Source organism: Methanolinea sp. (assembly GCA_016699325.1).
Classification (GTDB): domain Archaea; phylum Halobacteriota; class Methanomicrobia; order Methanomicrobiales; family Methanospirillaceae; genus UBA9949.
The window spans coordinates 818516-836937 of sequence record CP064971.1; the positions used below are offsets into that span (position 1 = coordinate 818516).

22 protein-coding genes, 1 tRNA gene and 1 pseudogene are annotated in these 18422 nt (G+C 55.2%); 18 read left to right on the forward strand and 6 right to left on the reverse strand.

Annotated elements, in window-relative coordinates; all coding sequences use genetic code 11:
- Positions 1-32 precede the first annotated feature (32 nt).
- Positions 33-929: a VIT1/CCC1 transporter family protein gene (locus tag IPI71_04345; GenBank protein QQR71732.1), complete on the forward strand. Its 897-nt coding sequence runs from the start codon at positions 33-35 to the stop codon at positions 927-929.
- On the opposite strand, the gene IPI71_04350 is transcribed toward IPI71_04345, so the two are convergent.
- The 4 genes and pseudogenes from IPI71_04350 to IPI71_04365 form a co-directional block, all read right to left on the reverse strand.
- A complete protein-coding gene (locus IPI71_04350) occupies positions 856-1620 on the reverse strand; it encodes a hypothetical protein (protein QQR71733.1) in 765 nt (254 codons plus the stop codon). The genes IPI71_04345 and IPI71_04350 overlap by 74 nt on opposite strands.
- Before the next feature lie 298 nt (positions 1621-1918).
- Entirely contained in the window at positions 1919-2164 is a 246-nt protein-coding gene (locus tag IPI71_04355) for a hypothetical protein (protein ID QQR71734.1), read from the reverse strand.
- 41 nt (positions 2165-2205) lie between these two features.
- Positions 2206-3908 (reverse strand): annotated as a pseudogene (locus IPI71_04360) (formylmethanofuran dehydrogenase subunit A).
- A complete protein-coding gene (locus IPI71_04365) occupies positions 3908-5224 on the reverse strand; it encodes a formylmethanofuran dehydrogenase subunit B (protein ID QQR71735.1) in 1317 nt (438 codons plus the stop codon). Before IPI71_04365 ends, IPI71_04360 begins: the two are co-directional and overlap by 1 nt.
- 160 nt (positions 5225-5384) lie before the next feature.
- Here IPI71_04365 and IPI71_04370 point away from each other — a divergent pair, with 160 nt between their 5' ends.
- Positions 5385-6188, forward strand: a complete 804-nt coding sequence (locus tag IPI71_04370) for an ArsR family transcriptional regulator (GenBank protein ID QQR71736.1) — start codon at positions 5385-5387, stop codon at positions 6186-6188.
- 17 nt (positions 6189-6205) lie between these two features.
- On the opposite strand, the gene sixA is transcribed toward IPI71_04370, so the two are convergent.
- Positions 6206-6688 carry a phosphohistidine phosphatase SixA gene (gene sixA / locus IPI71_04375; protein ID QQR71737.1) on the reverse strand — a complete coding sequence of 161 codons (483 nt, stop codon included), beginning with the start codon at positions 6686-6688 and terminating at the stop codon, positions 6206-6208.
- Between the two features lie 163 nt (positions 6689-6851).
- On the opposite strand from sixA, the gene IPI71_04380 reads away from it, so the two are divergent.
- Positions 6852-8018, forward strand: coding sequence for a hypothetical protein (locus IPI71_04380; protein ID QQR71738.1), 1167 nt, complete (start codon positions 6852-6854; stop codon positions 8016-8018).
- Positions 8019-8107: 89 nt separating this feature from the next.
- Here the strand turns inward: IPI71_04380 and IPI71_04385 are convergent.
- Positions 8108-8192, reverse strand: a tRNA-Leu gene (locus IPI71_04385).
- A gap of 923 nt (positions 8193-9115) precedes the next feature.
- Between IPI71_04385 and IPI71_04390 the strand changes: the two genes are divergently transcribed.
- The 15 genes from IPI71_04390 (at position 9116) to IPI71_04460 (ending at position 18422) form a co-directional block, all read left to right on the forward strand.
- Positions 9116-10576 (forward strand): TrkH family potassium uptake protein, encoded by a 1461-nt coding sequence (locus tag IPI71_04390; GenBank protein QQR71739.1) that lies wholly within the window; start codon positions 9116-9118, stop codon positions 10574-10576.
- 71 nt (positions 10577-10647) lie between these two features.
- Positions 10648-12105: a TrkH family potassium uptake protein gene (locus IPI71_04395; protein QQR71740.1), complete on the forward strand. Its 1458-nt coding sequence runs from the start codon at positions 10648-10650 to the stop codon at positions 12103-12105.
- Between the two features lie 203 nt (positions 12106-12308).
- Positions 12309-12806, forward strand: coding sequence for a hypothetical protein (locus tag IPI71_04400; GenBank protein ID QQR71741.1), 498 nt, complete (start codon positions 12309-12311; stop codon positions 12804-12806).
- Complete coding sequence (locus tag IPI71_04405; protein QQR71742.1) at positions 12803-13057, forward strand: DUF2109 domain-containing protein; 255 nt, start codon at positions 12803-12805, stop codon at positions 13055-13057. The genes IPI71_04400 and IPI71_04405 overlap by 4 nt, the downstream gene beginning before the upstream one ends.
- A complete protein-coding gene (locus tag IPI71_04410) occupies positions 13050-13286 on the forward strand; it encodes an EhaD family protein (GenBank protein ID QQR71743.1) in 237 nt (78 codons plus the stop codon). The genes IPI71_04405 and IPI71_04410 overlap by 8 nt, the downstream gene beginning before the upstream one ends.
- Positions 13276-13515, forward strand: a complete 240-nt coding sequence (locus tag IPI71_04415) for an EhaE family protein (GenBank protein QQR71744.1) — start codon at positions 13276-13278, stop codon at positions 13513-13515. Before IPI71_04410 ends, IPI71_04415 begins: the two co-directional genes overlap by 11 nt.
- 41 nt (positions 13516-13556) lie before the next feature.
- On the forward strand, positions 13557-13952 hold the full coding sequence (locus tag IPI71_04420) for a DUF2106 family protein (GenBank protein ID QQR71939.1): 396 nt from the start codon (positions 13557-13559) through the stop codon (positions 13950-13952).
- Positions 13953-13955: 3 nt separating this feature from the next.
- Positions 13956-14558: a DUF2105 family protein gene (locus IPI71_04425; GenBank protein QQR71745.1), complete on the forward strand. Its 603-nt coding sequence runs from the start codon at positions 13956-13958 to the stop codon at positions 14556-14558.
- Entirely contained in the window at positions 14555-15208 is a 654-nt protein-coding gene (locus IPI71_04430; protein QQR71746.1) for a hypothetical protein, read from the forward strand. The genes IPI71_04425 and IPI71_04430 overlap by 4 nt, the downstream gene beginning before the upstream one ends.
- A 1-nt stretch (position 15209) precedes the next feature.
- The gene (locus IPI71_04435; GenBank protein ID QQR71747.1) at positions 15210-15416 is read left to right on the forward strand and encodes a hypothetical protein; all 207 of its coding nucleotides are present in this window, start codon (positions 15210-15212) and stop codon (positions 15414-15416) included.
- A 1-nt stretch (position 15417) separates the two neighbouring features.
- Positions 15418-16260: an NADH-quinone oxidoreductase subunit H gene (locus tag IPI71_04440; protein QQR71748.1), complete on the forward strand. Its 843-nt coding sequence runs from the start codon at positions 15418-15420 to the stop codon at positions 16258-16260.
- Complete coding sequence (locus IPI71_04445) at positions 16257-16499, forward strand: hypothetical protein (GenBank protein QQR71749.1); 243 nt, start codon at positions 16257-16259, stop codon at positions 16497-16499. Before IPI71_04440 ends, IPI71_04445 begins: the two co-directional genes overlap by 4 nt.
- Positions 16496-16885, forward strand: coding sequence for a DUF1959 family protein (locus IPI71_04450; GenBank protein ID QQR71750.1), 390 nt, complete (start codon positions 16496-16498; stop codon positions 16883-16885). The genes IPI71_04445 and IPI71_04450 overlap by 4 nt, the downstream gene beginning before the upstream one ends.
- A complete protein-coding gene (locus IPI71_04455; protein ID QQR71751.1) occupies positions 16882-17337 on the forward strand; it encodes a hypothetical protein in 456 nt (151 codons plus the stop codon). Before IPI71_04450 ends, IPI71_04455 begins: the two co-directional genes overlap by 4 nt.
- A complete protein-coding gene (locus tag IPI71_04460) occupies positions 17334-18422 on the forward strand; it encodes a nickel-dependent hydrogenase large subunit (protein QQR71752.1) in 1089 nt (362 codons plus the stop codon). Before IPI71_04455 ends, IPI71_04460 begins: the two co-directional genes overlap by 4 nt.

Below are 18422 nucleotides of genomic sequence, written 5' to 3' on the forward strand. Positions count from 1 at the left end.
TTAAATGAGTTCCAGGGGCTACTCTTCCGCACATGCCATCGCAAGAGGTGGAAGGCCGGAATATCAGCCCGGAACTCGTGGCCTGGCTCCTGGAACTCCAGCAGGGGGAGATCACCGAATACCATATCTACCGGCGCCTTGCAGGCCTACAGAAGGATGACCATAACCGCGATGTCCTCCTCAAAATGGCAGGTGAGGAGCTTTCCCACTACAAAATTCTCAAACGCTATACCGGGAAAGACCCCGCCCCGCAATGGATCCGCGTCCTGTTCTATTCATTCATAGCAAGATTCTTTGGTCTCACGTTCGGGGTTAAGCTGATGGAGAAGCGGGAGAACAAGGCCATAGATACCTACCGGGAAATTGCCCGGGTTATTCCCGAAGCAGAAGGGGTGCTCTCCCAGGAGGAGGAGCATGAGATGGCCATTATCGGGATGCTCGATGAAAAGAGTCTCAAGTATGTCGGCTCCGTGGTGCTCGGCATCAACGATGCCCTGGTCGAGTTCACCGGAAGCCTGGCGGGATTCACCCTTGCCCTTCAGGAGACGCGGATCGTTGCTGCCGCCGGGCTGATAATGGGGATTGCCGCCGCACTCTCCATGGGGGCTTCGGAATACCTCTCCCAGAAGTCGGAAAGATCCGGAAACAACCCGGTTACCGCCGCTCTCTATACCGGCAGCGCCTACATTGCAACGGTCATCATCCTCATCCTCCCCTTCCTCGTGATGACCGGGGCAATGGAGGCATATGCCATAACCCTGGCAGCAGCCATCGCCATCATCGTATTATTCACATTCTATACGGCTGTTGCCCAGGACCTTCCTTTCTGGCGCCGGTTCATCGAGATGGCGGCCATCAGCCTTGGCATAGCTGCGATATCGTTTGGCATCGGCATCCTGGTGAGGATCTTCCTGAACGTCGATATCTAAAAAAGGTTTTTGTCCAGCTCCGGAGTACCCGATACTCCCCTGCATAGCGGAGAAGAACCGAAGCAACCTTATCCTCAATATCTCCTGATGGAAGAAGGAAGAAGACCACCTGGTTGTCAGCCACTGCCAGGATTGTCTGTCTGCAGCGCTCCCGGAGTTGTACCAGGCGCTCCTGGACGTACACCTCCCTGCAGACCCTGGGGAAATGCTGGTATACCACGGTGAGGGAGGGAGCGGCTGCCGCAGTGCAGACCGCCAGAAGTTCGGAGAAGAGCAGGTGCTTCTCCCCCGACCGTTTCACCTCGAGCCCGTTATCGGGATCGATAAAGATCAGTGCCCCCTGCACTCCCCTGCAGAACGTTGCCGCGGAAGAAAAATAGCCTTCCCTGCCGTGTGATAAAAACGGCGGCCCGAACATATCCATGCAGATGCCACAATCCCTAAAATATTGAACAATCCTGGTTATATCCCGGGAGCCACGATTGGCAGCAAGAAAGCTTGTCAACACTTTATTCAGATATCCAGCATGGGACTCCCGGAACATCGTTCTTCCTCCACCAGGTGAACCATCATCCGCGGTGAGCATGGGGATGATGATGAGACGGGAGAGATCCGGTATATCAAGAACGAGCCTGGTGATGAGATCGTATTTGAAGAGATCCCGGGTATCTCCAAAATACTGGTGCTTCATCACCATTCTCCAGCCCCACTGATAGCAGGCTATCGAAGAGTACTCCGAAAAAAGAAGATAAAGATTTGGCCCGGCATCCCTCCAGTGCGAGGGCCAAACCGGGACTTTGGTGGCGCAGACCAGGCAGATCCGGCCTGCCTGCGGGCGCTTTCAAAGGGGATGCCGTGATTAAATCCGGTATATCATTTTCCGGGCCGGAGATATTTTCGCAAATCGCACATGCCATCTTTTTCAGAGAGCCCCTCACGAACTGGGAGGAATGGGGGGGGGTTGGCAGCCCCGCCGGTTTTTTCCAGCCTCAGGTACTCTTCAGCTGGTAGAGGGGTTTTCGTGCGTCCCTGAAGTTGAACTTGGCCACGATGAGACCGCACTCCTTCAGGCGGTTCAGGGCGTTCCTGATGGTACGTGGTGAGAAAGAAACGCTCCCCACCATCTCGTTCAGGGTCCTCGGTTTGCCGTCCTCGAGCAGGGAGAATACGGCTTTCGCAGAGGACGGGAGTTGTTCAACGGTTCCTTCTTTCTTGATCCTGGTTAATTCTGTCATGATTCTCACCTAGATTGTGCTGGTGATCTGCAGGCTGTACCTCACCGGGCGGCATCGACCTCGATGACCCTGGGGTTGGTCAGGAAGTGGCCGGCCACGTCATAGTTGTTCATGTTCACGCTGTAGTACTTGAGGAACTTGTCACGGATATCTCGCATGACCTGGGGGTTCTCGCTGGTCTTTGCGTCGACCCAGAGCGTCCGCTTGTTGCCGTTTGAGACGATCTCGCCATCGATGACCACCGGTGTTCCGGCCTTCATTACGAACGCCGCTGCGGAGAACGCCTTCTCGATCTCATCGGGCTTGTATGATCTCTCGGGGTTGAAGTTGTAGACCGCGACATCGGCGTCCATACCTGGTGCGAGCCCGCCGTAGATGTTCGCGAGCCCGAGCGCCTTTGCCGGCCCGGCCCGGGTCATCTGGGCGAGTTCGTAGAGCGAGAGTTCCCTGTCCATACCGGCGATGTAGGTAGCATCGACCATCTTTGCGCCATGCTTGAACGATTCGATCCTCTCTTTCCTGGCCTCGGCACTCATCAGCCACTTGATAATCCGGGGGTAGCGGGTGAATGGCCCGGCGTTAGGGTGGTCGGTGGTGATGAACGTCCGCATGTGGTCCCTGGTCATGAGAGCGATCTCGAGCCCGATGGCCCACTGGATCTCGCAGACCTTGATGTCCGGGCTGTACACGTAGGGCACCACGCCGGACCCGGTCTCGAGTTCGACATCGATGTTGGCCCACTTGAGGTGGTTGAGTTCGGTCAGGTGGTGCTCGAACGGCCCGTCTGCGGTCATGGTGGTGGTCTCATCGAGGGTCACACAACCGGTATCGATGGTGATGTTCTTCTGCTTGTTGACGTAGTCCATCACCTCCTTTGACTTGGACTCGAAGTTGCCCCAGTTGTCCCCGCCGTAGGAGTGGAACTGCAGGTGGGTGGAGTGCAGTACCGTGTCCCGCCCGAACTTGTTGTTGGGCCTGATCTTCTCGGCCAGTTTCAGGGAGTCGAGAGTCACGGTATAGTTGCCGGGGTTGCCCAGGCTGTTCTGGTGCACGTGCATGGAGTGAGGCAGGCCCAGGTACTCGTTGGCCTGCATCAGGCCGGTCATGATCTCGGCCGGCGTGATGTCGAAGTAGGGCACCGGGTCGTTCACGGTCAGGCAGTTCAGCCCCCAGCTCCATGCTTCCGTGCCGCCGGGGTTGACCACCTTGATCGCGTAGCCCTTGGACGCCCTGAGCAGCCAGGCGATATACGCGGCGGTGTTCTCGATCTCGCCGTTCTTGAGATACTCCATCACGAACCAGTTGTTCCCGAACACCGGGTAAGCCCCCTCGTCGATGATGGGCGTGTCACGGATCTCTTCGTGCACGTGCCGGGCAAAGAGGGGGGCATCGCCGCTTCCATGGCCGTGGTATACCCCATCCGGGCATACTCATACCCGGTCTTGAAGGTGGTCGGGATCGAGAACCCGCCGGCCATCCGGCTCCCCTTCCCCTTCGGCCTGTAGGTGAACAACTTGTCCTCGGGCCGGTAGTTCCGCCCCTCGTTCACCTTGGGCCCGGCAATGTGGGCGTGGATCTCCACGGCACCGGCCATCACCGTCTTGCCGGCAGCATCGATCACTTTTGCGCCGGACGACACGTTGTCCACGATCGTGCCGTCCCTGACCGCAACGTCCGCCTTGTCCCCCCTGATCCCCTGCACCGGGTCAAAGACAAACCCGTTCTTTATCAGATACTCGGACATTACTCCACCTCCATCAGCTGATCGAGACGCTGGTTGACCCGGGTCAGGAACTCTTCGTCGGTGAGCATGCCTTCCGGCGGGTCGACAACCTTGCGGGCATCGATCGGGACGTTGTCCATGCGATAGCAGTTGCCGCCGACCTCAACACCCACGAAGGCGACCGGGACGTGGAGTTTGGAGACCTCGCTGGTGGGTGTGATGTGGGGGTCGACGCAGACTGAAGGCAACTGGGAGATCTTCTTCACCGAGCTGATCGGGAAGTGGGCGCCAGGGTCGCTGCCGATCACGAACACCGCATCGACCTCGCCGCGGACCAGCAGGTCGTTGGACGTGGTCTCGCCGGGGTTATACCGCGCAAACCCACGGGAGAGGTCGGTAGCATACGGGAAGCCGAACTGCCAGCCCATGACCTGGCCGGAGCCGGTCACGTTGTAGTGGCCCCGCATGGCCATGATGCTGAACTTGGTGTAGTCGTTGAGATCCTTGGTCAGCATGATGGCGTTGTCGATGTTATGGTTCTTCGAGAGAGACTGGGTCACACCCATGCCGAAGAAGATGATCCCGAACCGGCCGCTCTTGAGCATTTCGGCGGCCTCGTAGATCCTCTCCTTGGGAATCCCGGCCACGGTGTCCGGTAGCCATTCACCGCGAATCGCTACCCGGAACGCCGAGAGTAACTCGTAGTCCCGGCCCTGCTCGATCTGGAAGTGGTAGTCGGCCATCTTGGCAGTGTCGGTCCTCCGTGGATCTACTACTACCACCTTCCGGTTCTTGTGACCCTTGTTGGTGAAGAATCCACGGGGAAAGATCGAGTAGCGCGACTGGTGCCGAGGGTGCGCGTGAGCCGGGTTGCAACCCCAGAACAGGATCCGGTCGGCCCGGTTCTTGATCTCCCCAAGCGTGCAACTCGGGATGCCAACGTCCTGGACGGCAATCAATGTCGTGCCGTGGCACACCGTTGCCGTGTTGTCTACAATCGCACCGACCTTCTCGGCAATCTCGTGCCCGACGCTCTGAGCCTCGCAACTCGTTGAACTCCACCCATACATCAGCGGCTTCCTGGCGTTGGCCAGCATCTGCGCCGTATACTCTACGGCCTCATCATACGAGACTTCCTTGTAGGTGCCGTCCGCCTGTTGCATCCGCGGACGCTTCACCCGGTCCTTGGCCTGGGCGTGCATGAACTTCTCCGCCCCGATCGCACAGGCGTTGTACACGTCCACGATGGTCTTGCCGTCGTCCGTGACCACTACCTCAAGGTCGTCGCAAAGAGTCCCGCAGAAGGGACAGAGAACATCCGTAACTGTCTTGGTCATTTCGTTTTCACCTGCTGGCACGGGCGATGCTGAAAGGCAGGGTTTGTGTTGGGAGGAAGCAAGCCGCACCCGCGCATCGTATATAAGTTCTATGGTATACGAACAATCTATTGTATGCGAACCAAATGTATATATAGATTTTGATTACCAAGAATAGTACGTGAAAGAGCCGTCCCTGCCGGACTCTCGCTTTGAGGATACGGATAACCTGTCATACATCGGCCTCTATGCCTCCGACCTGGGTATCCGTGCTATCGATAGCCCTGTCAAGATCAGGATACTCGACATGCTGGCCCGGCAGGACATGGCATTCGAGGACCTGGTGGAGGGATCGAAGCGGGCGAAGTCGACAGTCTCGATCCATCTCAAAGACCTGGCAGAATCGGGAATCGTGGGTGCGAAATCTGATCCCACTGATGGACGAAAGAAGATTTTCTTTTTAAATGCCCTGTACCTTGCCGGGGCGGATTCCTCGTGGAGAGGGGTGTTCGATCTCGATATGTATATACCCGGTTCATTCTCCTGCAACGGCGACCCGGGAGCGATGTTCAGGTTCCTCCTCTCCACCATCCGCCTCACGCTCCTGAACCAGGGAATCATGATAGACCCGGTACTGAAGCTGGCAGGCCTCAGGGCGGGAAAAGCCCTTTATCCCTGCATCGATGCACCGGAGATCGAGACGGTGGTACAGAATATCGCCCGGATATGGAAAGAAAATTGTCTCGGGGATGTTGAACTGGAACGCACCGATCCCCTTACGCTTTGCATCACCGACTGCTTTGAGTGCATCGACCTTCCTATCTCGGGAAAACCTGCCTGTGCGTTCGAGTCAGGGATCCTCACATCATTCTTCTCATCGTTTTACTCGAACAGGATGACTGCCATCGAGACCCATTGCTATGCGATGGGAAGCAACCTGTGCCGTTTTGTAGTGCTCGAGCAGGCCTCTCCTGAGATTTCCTGACCCGTAATTGCAGGTCCTTAGCGCATATGGCGTGGAGAAAGGAGCCATGACAGTGAGCCTGAGACCGGGGAGGGGGAAAACTGCCTGATCCGGGCCAGGCCCCCTTTTTTCAGCTGGATATCCGCACCACCTCCCCTGGTGATAATTCTTCCGATGCACTCTGAAAGCGAGGGTTCGTGGCCGACGATGAGGAGAGATGAGAGGCCGGTGCAGGATGCTATCCGGGCCATCAGGTCGGAGAAGTCCATACCCGGTGAAAGTTCCTTCCAGATGGCGGGTCTCCCGGAGTGACGGTGGACGCCGGCAACGATCTCCGCGGTTTCAACAGCACGTTCCAGGGGGCTTGTAGCGATCAGGTCAAAGCGGCACCGGTTCCGGAGCATCCAGTATGCTTCCTGCTGTATTTCATCCCGGCCCTGCCGGGTAAGATGGCGATCCGCATCAGGTTTTCCTGAAAAAGACGTTCCGGCTTTACCGTGCCGAAGAATATATAGATCCATGAACATGAGATAGCATTTGAGAATATCAGTATTTCTTCAGTCATCTGCAGGAACAGCGATGAACAAGTTCCTCCCGGGATATAATATGCAAGCAGGAAGGAGATCACATTCTCTCTGCAGTCACCTGTTTTTTTATCATCAAACACCATAGTGCCTCATAAGCATGACTGTCGGGAAGGGAGCATATTTACGAAGCATCACCTCGTCGTACCGGCTCCCGTCCATCCAGGTGGGCACAGAGCTCGAGGGAAGCTCTCCCCCCTCCGTTTTCATTGGATCCTGGAACTATCCAAAGGTGTATGCCGGTCCGATGATCGCGCCGCTACACGGAGACACTAGGATACTGGACATGCCCGAGTCCTGGATACCGGAACGTCGATCCCAGGAGGAGATCATATCCTACCGGATGAAACTGGTCCGGGGCAAGCTCCTGCAGGATGTCCGGGATCTCGACTGCAGGTTCGCCGAACAGCTCCGGGAGATCGCCCTCTCGGCAGGATCGATTGAGAGTGAAGCCAGCTTCGAGCATGTCCCGAGAGGGTTTTCCCTTTCCGAGGAACAGACCCCGTTTGGTCCGAGCGCTGGTATCGAGCGGCTGGAGATAGAGTTCCGGTCATGGGACCCGAAGCTGGAGAAGCTTTACAACGATACCGATCTTCCGGCCGCCCAGGCGATCACATCACTCCATGCCCAGGGTGTTCCGTTTACCTCAATCCAGAAAGCGCTCTCGGTGGGGGCGCTCGGCAGGGGAGCGTCACGGAAAATGGTCCCGACCAGGTGGGCAATCACGGCCTGCGACACGATGCTCGGGGATCATCTCCTCAAGGACATCAGGCAGCACCAGGTTATCGAGACCGTCAGGGTGCACCGCTTCTCAAGTCTCAACAACCACTATGCGGTGATCCTTCTCCCAACTCCCTGGCAATATGAATGGACAGAGGCCTTTTTACATGTTGCGGGCAAAGAAGAACTGGTATTTTCCGATTTCGAACGGAACAGGGGCAAACAGGGGTACTCATCGGTTGGAGGATGTTTCTACTCGTGCAGGATGGCCCTCCTCGAAGCTCTCTCACGTGAACAAAAGCAGGCGGGGGCGATCGTCCTTCGCGAAGCACGGAAGGGATATATCCCGATGGGAGTCTTCAATGTCCGTGAGAATGTCCGGAATGCCCTGCTGCAGCCCCCTGAACATTTCGAGAGCCTGGCCAGCGCCTTGGATTCGGTGGGATCGGGATTCCAGCTGCCGGTATCCCGTTTTATCGATGAGAGCACCCTGCTTACGGACTGCCTGCGCATGAAGCAGTCCCGGCTCTCGGACTTTATTAGCTAACCGGTGTGAAACCTCCCTGAAGAGACTGTTACCCTTTCCATATTTTCTCTATAGCTGGAAATGGGACAGGGATCCTTTTTCATATGTTATGCGAGGGAGGGGATTCGAACCCCCGAACTCCTGCGAGACTGGACCCTAAATCCAGCGCCTTTGACCTGGCTCGGCAACCCTCGCGATGGGTAAGAACTTTCATTTCAGAAAATTTCTGCTTTTCCATTCCCGGTATCCAGGTTCCGGAAGTTGAGATCCAGGGTTTTTTCACATTAAAAAATATGGCACGGGCCCCTTGGGGGACACGGTCATGCAGGATGAAAATGCCGGAATAGTTTTCAAATGAAATTAAAACCCGAAATTTCATCGAATCGGATAAAACACTGTGTTAATAAGAATTGCGTTGTTTTTGCATTACCTTACTATTTTGCGGGGTTTATTCTCATCAATCAGCGCCTCGATCAGCGAATATACGAATCTGAGTGAATGAACTGGTTTATATAACGCAAAATTATTATTTTGCGCAAAGATTATAAACATGAAGATATAACAGAAACTTGCCATATATGATGGTCTGGGAGCTGTGCATTACCGGGTTTCCAACCTTGTCTCCAGCACCAGCAAGGTATGGTATCCGCATGTCCCGGAATACTTGGATAGATAAGGTAAGCAGGATGATCACGGGCCACACTGGGCAAACGAACGATCGCGGCTGGTCGCCACCTTACAGCTGGCGGTTATTCAACGGTGATGATTCCCTCCTACGAGTGAACCTGCTTGCTTGGTTACGTTACGGAGATGTCCGTGATACCTTGAAAATACCCGGTAACAGGCCGTTATTGGATCATATATGGTAAACACTTTTCTGCTTTTTTAATTGAAGAAGCGGAAGGGTGAAGGGATGAATGCGACGCCGGATCTGCAGGGCGTCGTACCATTCAATGGCATATTAACCTCCTAAACCCCTTCACTTTTCGGTTCCATACCGGGATATAAGAGGTATGGGAATTCCAATCTCAACCCGGTATCCTCGTTGAAACCGGCAGCATGGGTGTCGGAAAACCCGGGAGAATACTGATATCCTATGCATGTACAGGTTTCTGTGCATGAAGCGCCTTGGACACCTGGCGATCATCGCTCATGATATGGGGCTCATCTTTGAGTTCCTTGCCCTCATTACCATCGTCCCCTTTGGTGTCCTCCTGGTCTTCCAGGAATGGGACCTGATCATCCCCATGGGATCGGTTCCCTTCGTCTTTATCATCCTTGGTTTTCTCATCTCCAAAGTCCCCAAAAAACCATACGACCCATCCCTCTCCGTGGCACTGGTTGCCGTTGCCCTCACCTGGCTTGTGATTGCCGCGGTCGGGGCTCTCCCGTTTGTCCTTGCGTTAAAGGTCTCATGGACCGATGCTGTTTTTGAAGCAATGTCAGGGTGGACAGGGACCGGGTTTACGGTCATGAATTCCCTCGATACCATACCCCGGACACTGGTATTCTGGCGCTCATTCATGCAGTGGGTTGGGGGCATAGGAGTCATCGCATTCGGGGTTGCCATGCTCTCCCATTCGGGACTTTCCCAGAGCCGGCTCTACCGATCGGAGGGTCGTTCGGAGGCGCTGATGCCAAGCGTTGTATCAACCGGGAGAAGAATGTGGGTAATCTACTTTTTCCTCACGGTGATGTTCACCGGCCTGGTTCTCTTTTCCGAGATTCCCCTCTGGGATGCCGTGAACCTGGTCATGGTCTCGATTGCCACCGGAGGTTTCTCGCTCCATGATGCAGGCATGTCCTACTATAACAACGAACTGCTGGAAATCCTCCTGATTCCGGTCATGATGGCCGGAGCCCTGCCGTTCAAGGTGTACTTCCTTATCTACAGGGGTAAGTTCAGGGCATTCTTCCGCGACCCGGTGGTCCGGCTCATAATCGCCCTCTCCATACTGGGTTCAGTGGTGGTGGCCATCAACCTGTATTTTTTCAATAATGTCGCTCTTGATGATGCATTTCGGCAGGGATTTTTCTGCACCATATCCGGATATACCTGTACAGGGCTCCAGGACTCGCCCCTTCAGTGGACCGCCCTTCCCCTCATCGTCATCACCCTGCTGATGATGATCGGAGGTGCAGCCGGAAGCACATCGGGAGGGATTAAAACGAACAGGGTCATTCTTGGTTACGAAGGGCTCGTCTGGTGGTTCAAAAGGCTCTTTGTCCGGGGAAGCGTCATCGTACCGTTCAAGCACGAAGGGCGTAACATACCCACGCGGATCTCAGAAGTCGAACTTTCAAAAAACATGCTCGTCATTTTCCTCTACGTGATCATGATCTTTATCGCACTGCTCCTCGCTCTCCACCTTGCTCCAACCCCATTCGAAGTTCACCAGGTTGTATTCGAGCTGGTCTCTGCAGCAAGCAACGTAGGTCTTGGCATCGGGTACCTCACTCCGGCAAGCCCGGACGTCATCAAGTGGCTCTTCATCTTCGTGATGTGGATTGGCAGGCTTGAGATCATCCCTGTCCTCATCCTGGCGATGGGGATTATCCGGGGCTTTGAGCCTAACTAACTGTAATTATCCAGACCTTCCCCCGCAGGGAGCGAATACTGATATTTATTGCAGGTTAATCCTTCCAGTGCATGAAGCGCCTCGGGCACCTGGCGATTATCGCCCATGACATGGGGGTCATCTTTGGGTTCCTCGCGCTGATCACCCTCGTTCCACTCATCGTCCTCCTGGTATTCCAGGAATGGACTATGATGATCCCCATGGGATCTGTTCCGGTGATCTTTTTCTCCCTTGGGTTTCTCATTTCAAAGGTACCAAAAACAACATATCAACCCTCACTTTCCGTTGCCCTCGTCGCGGTGGCCCTCACCTGGTTAATCGTTGCCCTTGTCGGGGCTGTCCCCTTCGTTCTCGCCCTCGAGATCCCCTGGACCGACGGGGTATTCGAGTCCATGTCAGGCTGGACAGATACAGGGATCACCGTGATGACCTCTCTTGACACGATGCCCCGGACGCTAATATTCTGGCGGTCATTCACGCAGTGGCTGGGCGGGATCGGAGTGATCGCCTTCGGAATCGCCATGCTCTCCCGCTCTGGCCTATCCCAATCGCAACTCTACCGGTCGGAAGGCCGGTCCGAAGCCCTCATGCCCAATGTAGTCTCGACGGGGAGACGGATATGGGTCATTTATTTCGTCCTTACCCTCGTGGCAACAGGCCTCATCCTGTTCTCCGGCATATCGCTCTGGGATGCGGTTAATCTGGCCATGGCGGCAATCTCGACCGGAGGATTCACACCACACGATGCCGGGATGCTCCATTATGATAACTTCCACCTCGAATTTCTACTGATACCGGTCATGATCGCAGGGGCGCTCCCCTTCAAGTTGTATTTTCTTTTTTACCGGGGGAAGTTCGGAGTATTTTTTAAAAACCCGGTCGTGCGTCTGCTGCTTGCCCTCTCTTTTGCCGGGTCGGCAATCGTCATCCTGAACCTGTACCTCTTCAACCAGTACCACATTGCCGAGGCCATCAGGTGGGGCTCATTCAATACCGTTTCAGGTATTACCAGCACCGGATTCCAGAACTCCTCCCTCTTGTGGCTCCCACTCCCGGTCATGGTCATCATGCTACTGATGCTGATTGGGGGTTCATCAGGCAGCACAGCGGGGGGCATCAAGATCAACCGCATCATTCTCGGGTATGAAGGGATGGTATGGTGGTTCAAGAGGCTCTTTGTCCGGGGAAGCGTCATCGTACCGTTCAAGCATGAAGGACGTAACATACCCACCCGTATTTCTGAAGTCGAGCTCTCGAAGAATATGCTGATCATTATCCTGTACCTCCTCGTGGTCTTTGTGGGAATCATACTGGCGCTCCACCTCGCACCGACAACGTACGATGTGATACAGGTGACTTTTGAGATCATTTCTGCAGTCTCGAACAACGGTATGGGATATGGGTACCTCAATGCAGCAAGCCCGGTTTCAGTCAAATGGCTCTTCATTTTCGTGATGTGGATCGGCAGGCTTGAGATCATCCCGGTACTCATACTGGTGGTGGGACTGGTCCGGGGCTTTGATCCGTAATAACAGGACTCGTTCTTCATCCTCTCCTGTTTTCCCACTGATGGTTACCCTGCCACCGGGTATTAAGAAGAAAATTAAAACCAGGAGGTGATCTTATTAGAAAACCATTGATTACTTTCGAATCGTTAAATTAAACCTCATTACGAGGTCTTTTGGCACTATCACAATCTTATTCAGCTTATACCTCTAGCATGTTTTAAGAAATGATCATCGACCTGGTGACGCTATCGCGAATCGGTGTGGCCGCCATCGTATGCTGGATCAATTTCGTCACCATTGATCAAATTTTCAAGCTGCCGGAGAAGGGAGGCGTGAGTGGAGCATCGGCCATCGCGCGGGAGATCGAACGGGGGAATGGATCGCTTCATGGCGGATATATGATGGGAAATATCGTCTCATCGCCCGATGCTTCAGCAGGGACGCTCCTGGCATCCTGCGGAGTGTACGCTGCCGGGATTCCCGGGGGCCTCTTTGCAGCGGTGCTCGTGTATGTCGGGAACCGTATCTGCTATGATCCGGGTTATGCGGGAACCACAGGGTGCATCACGGCCACCTTTATCGTCTACGGGTTTACGCAGATCGGGTTTGCTGCATCCGATTTCATTGCCGGCATGGTTATCGCCATCCTCACCATCCAGGGGATATCATACGTCCATGCAAGCCGGTTACTTGCAAGCATCTGGGAGGTGAGGTCGAGATGAACGGGCAGGAAACGGCACTTCTCATCTGCGGGATTATTGCGATCTATGCGGCGATCCGGCTGATCTTTGAGAGAAACACGATGCGAAAATTGCCTTTCCTGAACGTCGTTTCCTTCGCCATATCCGGGTCTATCGTCCTCATCACCCACCACCCCCTGGCAGTTCTTGCTGCCGCGGCGTATTTTGTTGGCTCGACCTTTGAATCGAATGCCATAGCAAGTACCTGGGCGGGAGGACCAAAGCATGAATGAGGTTCTCGCGGTACTGTATGGGGTTTTGATCGTCCTTGGGGCTCTTGCCACCATGTTCTCCCGGGATCCTTTTAACAAATTGATTTCACTTGGCCTCCTCGTTGCGGGGGTTATGCCCTTCCTCTCGGACCGTGGTATGCTCGATATCCTCACCGCAACTGCACTTATTGCCCCCCTGTCCACCATTTTCATCCTGATGGCATTGAGGAGGAATGCCGATGAGTCCTGAATTCATCATCGGCCTTGTTATCCTTCTCTCTGGCACGATAGCCTCGGCATTCCCCCGTCCAAAGCGCTATCTCGTGCAGCTGATCAACCTTGAAATACCTGCCTGGGGACTGCTGCTGGTGATGCTATCCTACAACGAAGCCCTCGCGCTCTTAACCTTCGGCGGGGTCACTGCGCTGTCCACCTTTATCTATGTCAGGGTCATCCAGAAGAAGGAGGCGGCAGCGTGATCCAGAAGATATCCCGGATCATTTCCAACTACGAAGTAATCATGCCGCTTTTTGCCGGAGCGGTTACCGTCCTCTTCATCATCGCCATCCTCTCCCTCCCCCTCACTTACCATGAAGACCAGCTATATCCAAAGACGATTAACCGTTCGAGCCCACTCGACCCATATGATCGGGGAGGACTTCCGTTCACCCAGGTGGTTATCGAAAGCCAGTATCCCGAGAATTCTCCTACCGCAGGGTATGTCACCACCTACCTTACACCGCTCTCATGGTTCATTGCCAACAGCACGCTACATGCCGGGACCACCATCGTTGCCCACCCGGGTGGGATTCTCGATGAAATCCTTTACAATACCCGCGGATTGGACACGGTTGTAGAGCCTACGATTCTATTCATCGCTTTTGCGATTGCGTCGTATCTTTTCAGGAAGGGATGAAGGGTGTGGCAGCAGTACTCGCTCGGGCTTCTCCTGGTGATGGTGGCCGCGGTCATTGCATTCTTTGCCCTGGTCCTTGAAAGGGACGATCTCCATCGCCTTCTCCTCCTCGATCTTGTGGAAATCCCATCCCTGAGCATCATCGCCCTTCTCGGGACCGATCTTGCCGAAGCGCTTATCCTCCCCGGACTGGTGGTCGGCATCGCAGAACTCCTCGCCCTATCCCAGATTTACATCATGAAGGAGGGGATCAGGGACCGCGTGGTGAAAGGACTGAACATCGAGGTGATACAGGCCGACGCCCCTCTTATTATTTCCATCTTCCTCATCGTCTACGGGATCGTCCTCTCGGGTTTTACCGGTGGAGGGATCGTCGGCCTCAGTGTAATTTTCTACGTCATGTCCCGCGGACACCGTGAAAAGTTCGAACTGCTGGAGATAGCCGCAGGTATCTCATGGGCGGTCTGGATCTTCGCATTTTTCATCTTCATGTTCTTACCGGAATACTGGCTCACCGCGGTATTCATGGCCGCGGTAGGGATCCTGCTGAAGGTAGCCGCAAAAATGTCCCTGGTGGGGACCATGTGGGGTGATACCCCCCTATGACCATTGCAGGCAACCCATTCCTGGTTTTTGAATTCGGGGATGAACTGGTATATCTCACTCCTTATACCACCACCCTGCTCCTGTTCGCCCTGGCATTCACCATCTTTGCCATCATCAGCCGCCCGGAGCGGCAGGTGGACATCGTTTTCGGGGGTGATGCGTACTATGCAAAGAAGACATCTCTGTCCGAAATGAGGTTTCGGCGATTCATGGCGATCGCGTGCGGGCTCGCATCGATGGGTGCTGTGGTGACCGGCGATATTTTCAATTTCACACTCTTCGTCTCCCTAATCGGCGTCTGCAATGTCGGAATTGTCGCAGCAGTGAAGATACGGCATGTACAGGAAGCGGCGTACCAGTACGGGATTGTAGCATTATCGGCAACTGTCCCCCTGTTCGGGGCAGCAGCATTGATCGCGGCAACCACCGGGACCCTTTCGATGATCGAACTGGGGAAAGCGACTGCTGTTGAGGTCTATCCGGTCATCAAAGCATTGCTGGTACTCGGCGTCATGGGGGAGGGGATGGCTCCATTCTATGCCGCGAAGGCTGAAATGTTCAGGGCGCCTGGTGCACCGTACGTGATAATGTGTTCGCTCTCGTCCCTCCTCATTTTCCTGAGGGTGATCGAGGTAGTCCTGGTGATATGACATGCTGTCGAAAAGCCATTTCGGTGTATTGGCACTTGCATCGGGGTTTCTGATGGTGATGGGTTTCTTCCTTGAGCGGGGAGAATACCTTCCCTTCTGGGCATACGCAGCATTGCTGGTCGGGTGTTTCCCCATCTTTACCCTTTCCCTAGGTCTCTGGTGGATGGCCCGGGAACACGAGGGTGACATTCCATTCATGGGGTACTGACATGATCGAATATGTCCTGTTTGCAGTATTCTTCGGCCTGCTCCTCATCGGCATTCATAGAAAAACAATAGCCCGTATCCAGCGACGTCCCGGTCCACCGGTCTGGCAGGAAATCCTCCACATGCTGAAGTTCTCCTTCAAGAGTACCTGGATCCCTGCAACGGCAAGCGCTGCCCTCTTTGTGGGTATTGTCATGCTGGCCATTGGCATCTGGACCGCCGCCCTCTTTGTGGTCCTTTCGGGGGGGAGTCTCCTGATCATCTTTGGTATCTATATGCTCCATAAGATCGTTGAGCATGGATTCGGGCTCTCGTCAGGCTCGCCCTATGGTAAGTTTGGAGGTGTCAGGTCGGTCATTTCAGCAGCCTCGGAAATACCGCTCTTTGTTACGGTCGCAGTCATTGCCCTTTTCACGGAGTCCTTTTCCCTGGCTGACATAACGGCCTACCAGGAGGTGCATGGCCCTCTCCTGTTCCTGGTCCCCCTGCCCGCCCTTGCAATGTACATTGTTATCCTCTCAAAAATGCCATCCAGTCCGTTTTCCATCGTCGAAAGCAAAGAGATCGTGTCCGGCTACAAGACCGAACATTTCGGGGTGTGGCGTGCAGGCCTGGAGGTGACCAACGGTTTGAAGACCTATGTACTGCTCCTCACGTTCCTCACCGTTTTCATTGGCGGTCTTCCCCTCTGGTGGATTGTCATCGGGATGGTTCTCCTCATCATCTCTCTCTCGTTCGTCTGCGCGTTGTGCCCGATGCTTTCACCGTTCGATACCGTGACCGTCCAGGTACTGATCACCGCGTTCATGGTTGTGTATGCCGGGATCCTGTGGGTGGTTGCATGATCCGGGAGGTTATTCTTGGGGCGGGGGCTATCTACCTTGCAGTTTTGTTCCTCCAGCTCGTCCAGCGGCCATCAACCGCCCTGGGTGCTATCATCGCAGGCAGTGTCCTTGGGCTTGCAACGGGTCTTTACTGGTATGACAATGAACACCATATCCACAAGTGGGAGAGGTTTGCTCTCTGGGTAGCCGTCCTCCTCTTCTTAATCTATGGGATATTCACATACCCGGGTGTGCTATGAGCGAATATCTGTACGAAAAGGATCTTACCGCCATGAAGTACAATATCCTCGTCAGCACCCGCCATGACCGGATGGTGCGTGAGATTGCATCCGATCTCCGTATCCCGCATATCAGGCTCAGGCGATACATCATGGAGCGGTTCGACATGCTGCTGATGGAGAACCTTCCGGCACGGTATGAAGAGGGAAAACGGCAGACAGCACATGCGCCCGAGCCGGAACGCAGCCTGCGGACCCACCTGTACTCGCGGGCCGTCCCGCTTCTTGACGAGGACGAGATGGGCCGTATCCTCTCCCGCATAAAAGAGTTGATGGAACATGATACGCCACGGGAGGAAGCCGTCTCAGCCGGCAGGGACCTGATCAGGGAGGCGATCCTGAGATGAGCCTGCTCCAGAAGGTCAAGAACTTCGTCCGTTCAAAATCAATTCATGTCGCCTATGTCGACGTGGGTTCGTGCAACGGTTGCGATATCGAGGTGCTCGCCTGTCTCTCCCCCCGGTACGACATCGAACAGTACGGGATTTACGTCCACAACAATCCCCGTGAGGCCGACATACTCCTGGTAATCGGTGCTTTCACACCAGGCTGGGAGGAGAAGCTCCGCAGCGTATGGGACAAGATTCCCGAACCCAAAGCAGCGATTGCCATCGGGAACTGCCCGATATCGGGGTGCCTGTATAACCGCCCGCACACGCTCATCGATCCGCCGGTGGCCAAGCACATCCCCATCGCCGCCCAGGTCCCAGGATGCCCCCCGCGGCCAACGGAGATCCTCTCCGCGGTGCTGGCTGTCGCTCCGGTCGTGTTCAAGGACTACGAGGTGAAGAAGCGATGAAACGGACCGTGGATGTTTCGATACCCGTCGGGCCGATACACCCCTGCTGGAAAGAACCGGCCCGGGTCAAATGCGAGACGAAAGGCGAGTACGTCATCTCGGCCGAGGTGGAACTTGGCTACATGAAGAAGGGGATCGAACGGATCATGCGGGGACGACCCTGGCAGGAAGTGATGTTCCTTGCCGAACGGGTATGCGGGATCTGCTCGGTCATCCACAACATGGTCTTTATCGAGTCGCTCGAGGGTATCAGCAACATTCCGGTCCCCGAACGCGCTGCTTTGCTCCGGGTCGTTGTCAACGAGCTTGACCGGATGCAGAGCCACATCCTTGCCAATTTCTCGTACTGTTACACCATCGAGCACGAGACGCTTGCCATGTACCTGCTGGATGTCCGTGAGAAGGTGATGGACGAGCTGGAGCGGATCACCGGGGCCCGGGTGACCTGCGCATACATCGTACCGGGGGGGGTCAGGTTCGATCTCAGGCAGGAGGACGAACTGCACCTGCGGGCGAACCTTGCCGCTATCGAAGAAGAGGTTACCCGGTATATGGGGATGTTTGAGAACGGTCCGATGATCGCATTGCGGAGCAGAGGGATCGGAATTCTCACCAGGGAGGCCGCCCGTGAGGCTTGTGCCGTGGGACCAACCGCGCGGGCCAGCGGGATACCTGAATCTGACCGGAGGTTGCACCATCCGACATATCAGAAGCTCGGGTTTACCCCGATCTCCAGGGAGGAGGGAGACAATTTCGCCCGGATCATGATGAGGTTCCAGGAAGTCCTCCAGAGCATCGCCCTGATTCGCATATGCCTCGACACGTTACCGGAAGGACCCATCCGTGGCGGTGGAATCCCCGGTGCGGGCGAGATAGCATACTCCGGCGAAGCCCCGCGCGGGGAACTCTCCTATTTCATCAGGACCGATGCTGCGGGCAGGATCATCGATATCACCATCCAGACCCCGTCCATCATGAACATCGAGGCATGCTGTCACTACATGCTCAAGGGAGTTGCATCGCTTGCGGACATCCCGTCGACCTTTGTCTCGTCGGACCCCTGCATCGCCTGCACGGAGCGGTGA

Bases quoted from the DNA above. Each gene is read 5' to 3' on its own strand.
- IPI71_04395 (QQR71740.1), top strand. From the start codon at position 10,648: ATGAAGCGCCTCGGGCACCTGGCGATTATCGCCCATGACATGGGGGTC.
- IPI71_04415 (QQR71744.1), top strand. From the start codon at position 13,276: ATGAGTCCTGAATTCATCATCGGCCTTGTTATCCTTCTCTCTGGCACG.
- IPI71_04345 (QQR71732.1), top strand. From the start codon at position 33: ATGCCATCGCAAGAGGTGGAAGGCCGGAATATCAGCCCGGAACTCGTG.
- IPI71_04380 (QQR71738.1), top strand. From the start codon at position 6,852: ATGACTGTCGGGAAGGGAGCATATTTACGAAGCATCACCTCGTCGTAC.
- IPI71_04390 (QQR71739.1), top strand. From the start codon at position 9,116: ATGAAGCGCCTTGGACACCTGGCGATCATCGCTCATGATATGGGGCTC.
- IPI71_04455 (QQR71751.1), top strand. From the start codon at position 16,882: ATGAGCCTGCTCCAGAAGGTCAAGAACTTCGTCCGTTCAAAATCAATT.
- IPI71_04435 (QQR71747.1), top strand. From the start codon at position 15,210: ATGCTGTCGAAAAGCCATTTCGGTGTATTGGCACTTGCATCGGGGTTT.
- IPI71_04430 (QQR71746.1), top strand. From the start codon at position 14,555: ATGACCATTGCAGGCAACCCATTCCTGGTTTTTGAATTCGGGGATGAA.
- IPI71_04450 (QQR71750.1), top strand. From the start codon at position 16,496: ATGAGCGAATATCTGTACGAAAAGGATCTTACCGCCATGAAGTACAAT.
- IPI71_04365 (QQR71735.1), bottom strand. From the start codon at position 5,224: ATGACCAAGACAGTTACGGATGTTCTCTGTCCCTTCTGCGGGACTCTT.
- IPI71_04350 (QQR71733.1), bottom strand. From the start codon at position 1,620: ATGAAGCACCAGTATTTTGGAGATACCCGGGATCTCTTCAAATACGAT.
- IPI71_04400 (QQR71741.1), top strand. From the start codon at position 12,309: ATGATCATCGACCTGGTGACGCTATCGCGAATCGGTGTGGCCGCCATC.
- sixA (QQR71737.1), bottom strand. From the start codon at position 6,688: ATGGATCTATATATTCTTCGGCACGGTAAAGCCGGAACGTCTTTTTCA.
- IPI71_04460 (QQR71752.1), top strand. From the start codon at position 17,334: ATGAAACGGACCGTGGATGTTTCGATACCCGTCGGGCCGATACACCCC.
- IPI71_04410 (QQR71743.1), top strand. From the start codon at position 13,050: ATGAATGAGGTTCTCGCGGTACTGTATGGGGTTTTGATCGTCCTTGGG.
- IPI71_04420 (QQR71939.1), top strand. From the start codon at position 13,557: ATGCCGCTTTTTGCCGGAGCGGTTACCGTCCTCTTCATCATCGCCATC.
- IPI71_04445 (QQR71749.1), top strand. From the start codon at position 16,257: ATGATCCGGGAGGTTATTCTTGGGGCGGGGGCTATCTACCTTGCAGTT.
- IPI71_04405 (QQR71742.1), top strand. From the start codon at position 12,803: ATGAACGGGCAGGAAACGGCACTTCTCATCTGCGGGATTATTGCGATC.
- IPI71_04355 (QQR71734.1), bottom strand. From the start codon at position 2,164: ATGACAGAATTAACCAGGATCAAGAAAGAAGGAACCGTTGAACAACTC.
- IPI71_04440 (QQR71748.1), top strand. From the start codon at position 15,418: ATGATCGAATATGTCCTGTTTGCAGTATTCTTCGGCCTGCTCCTCATC.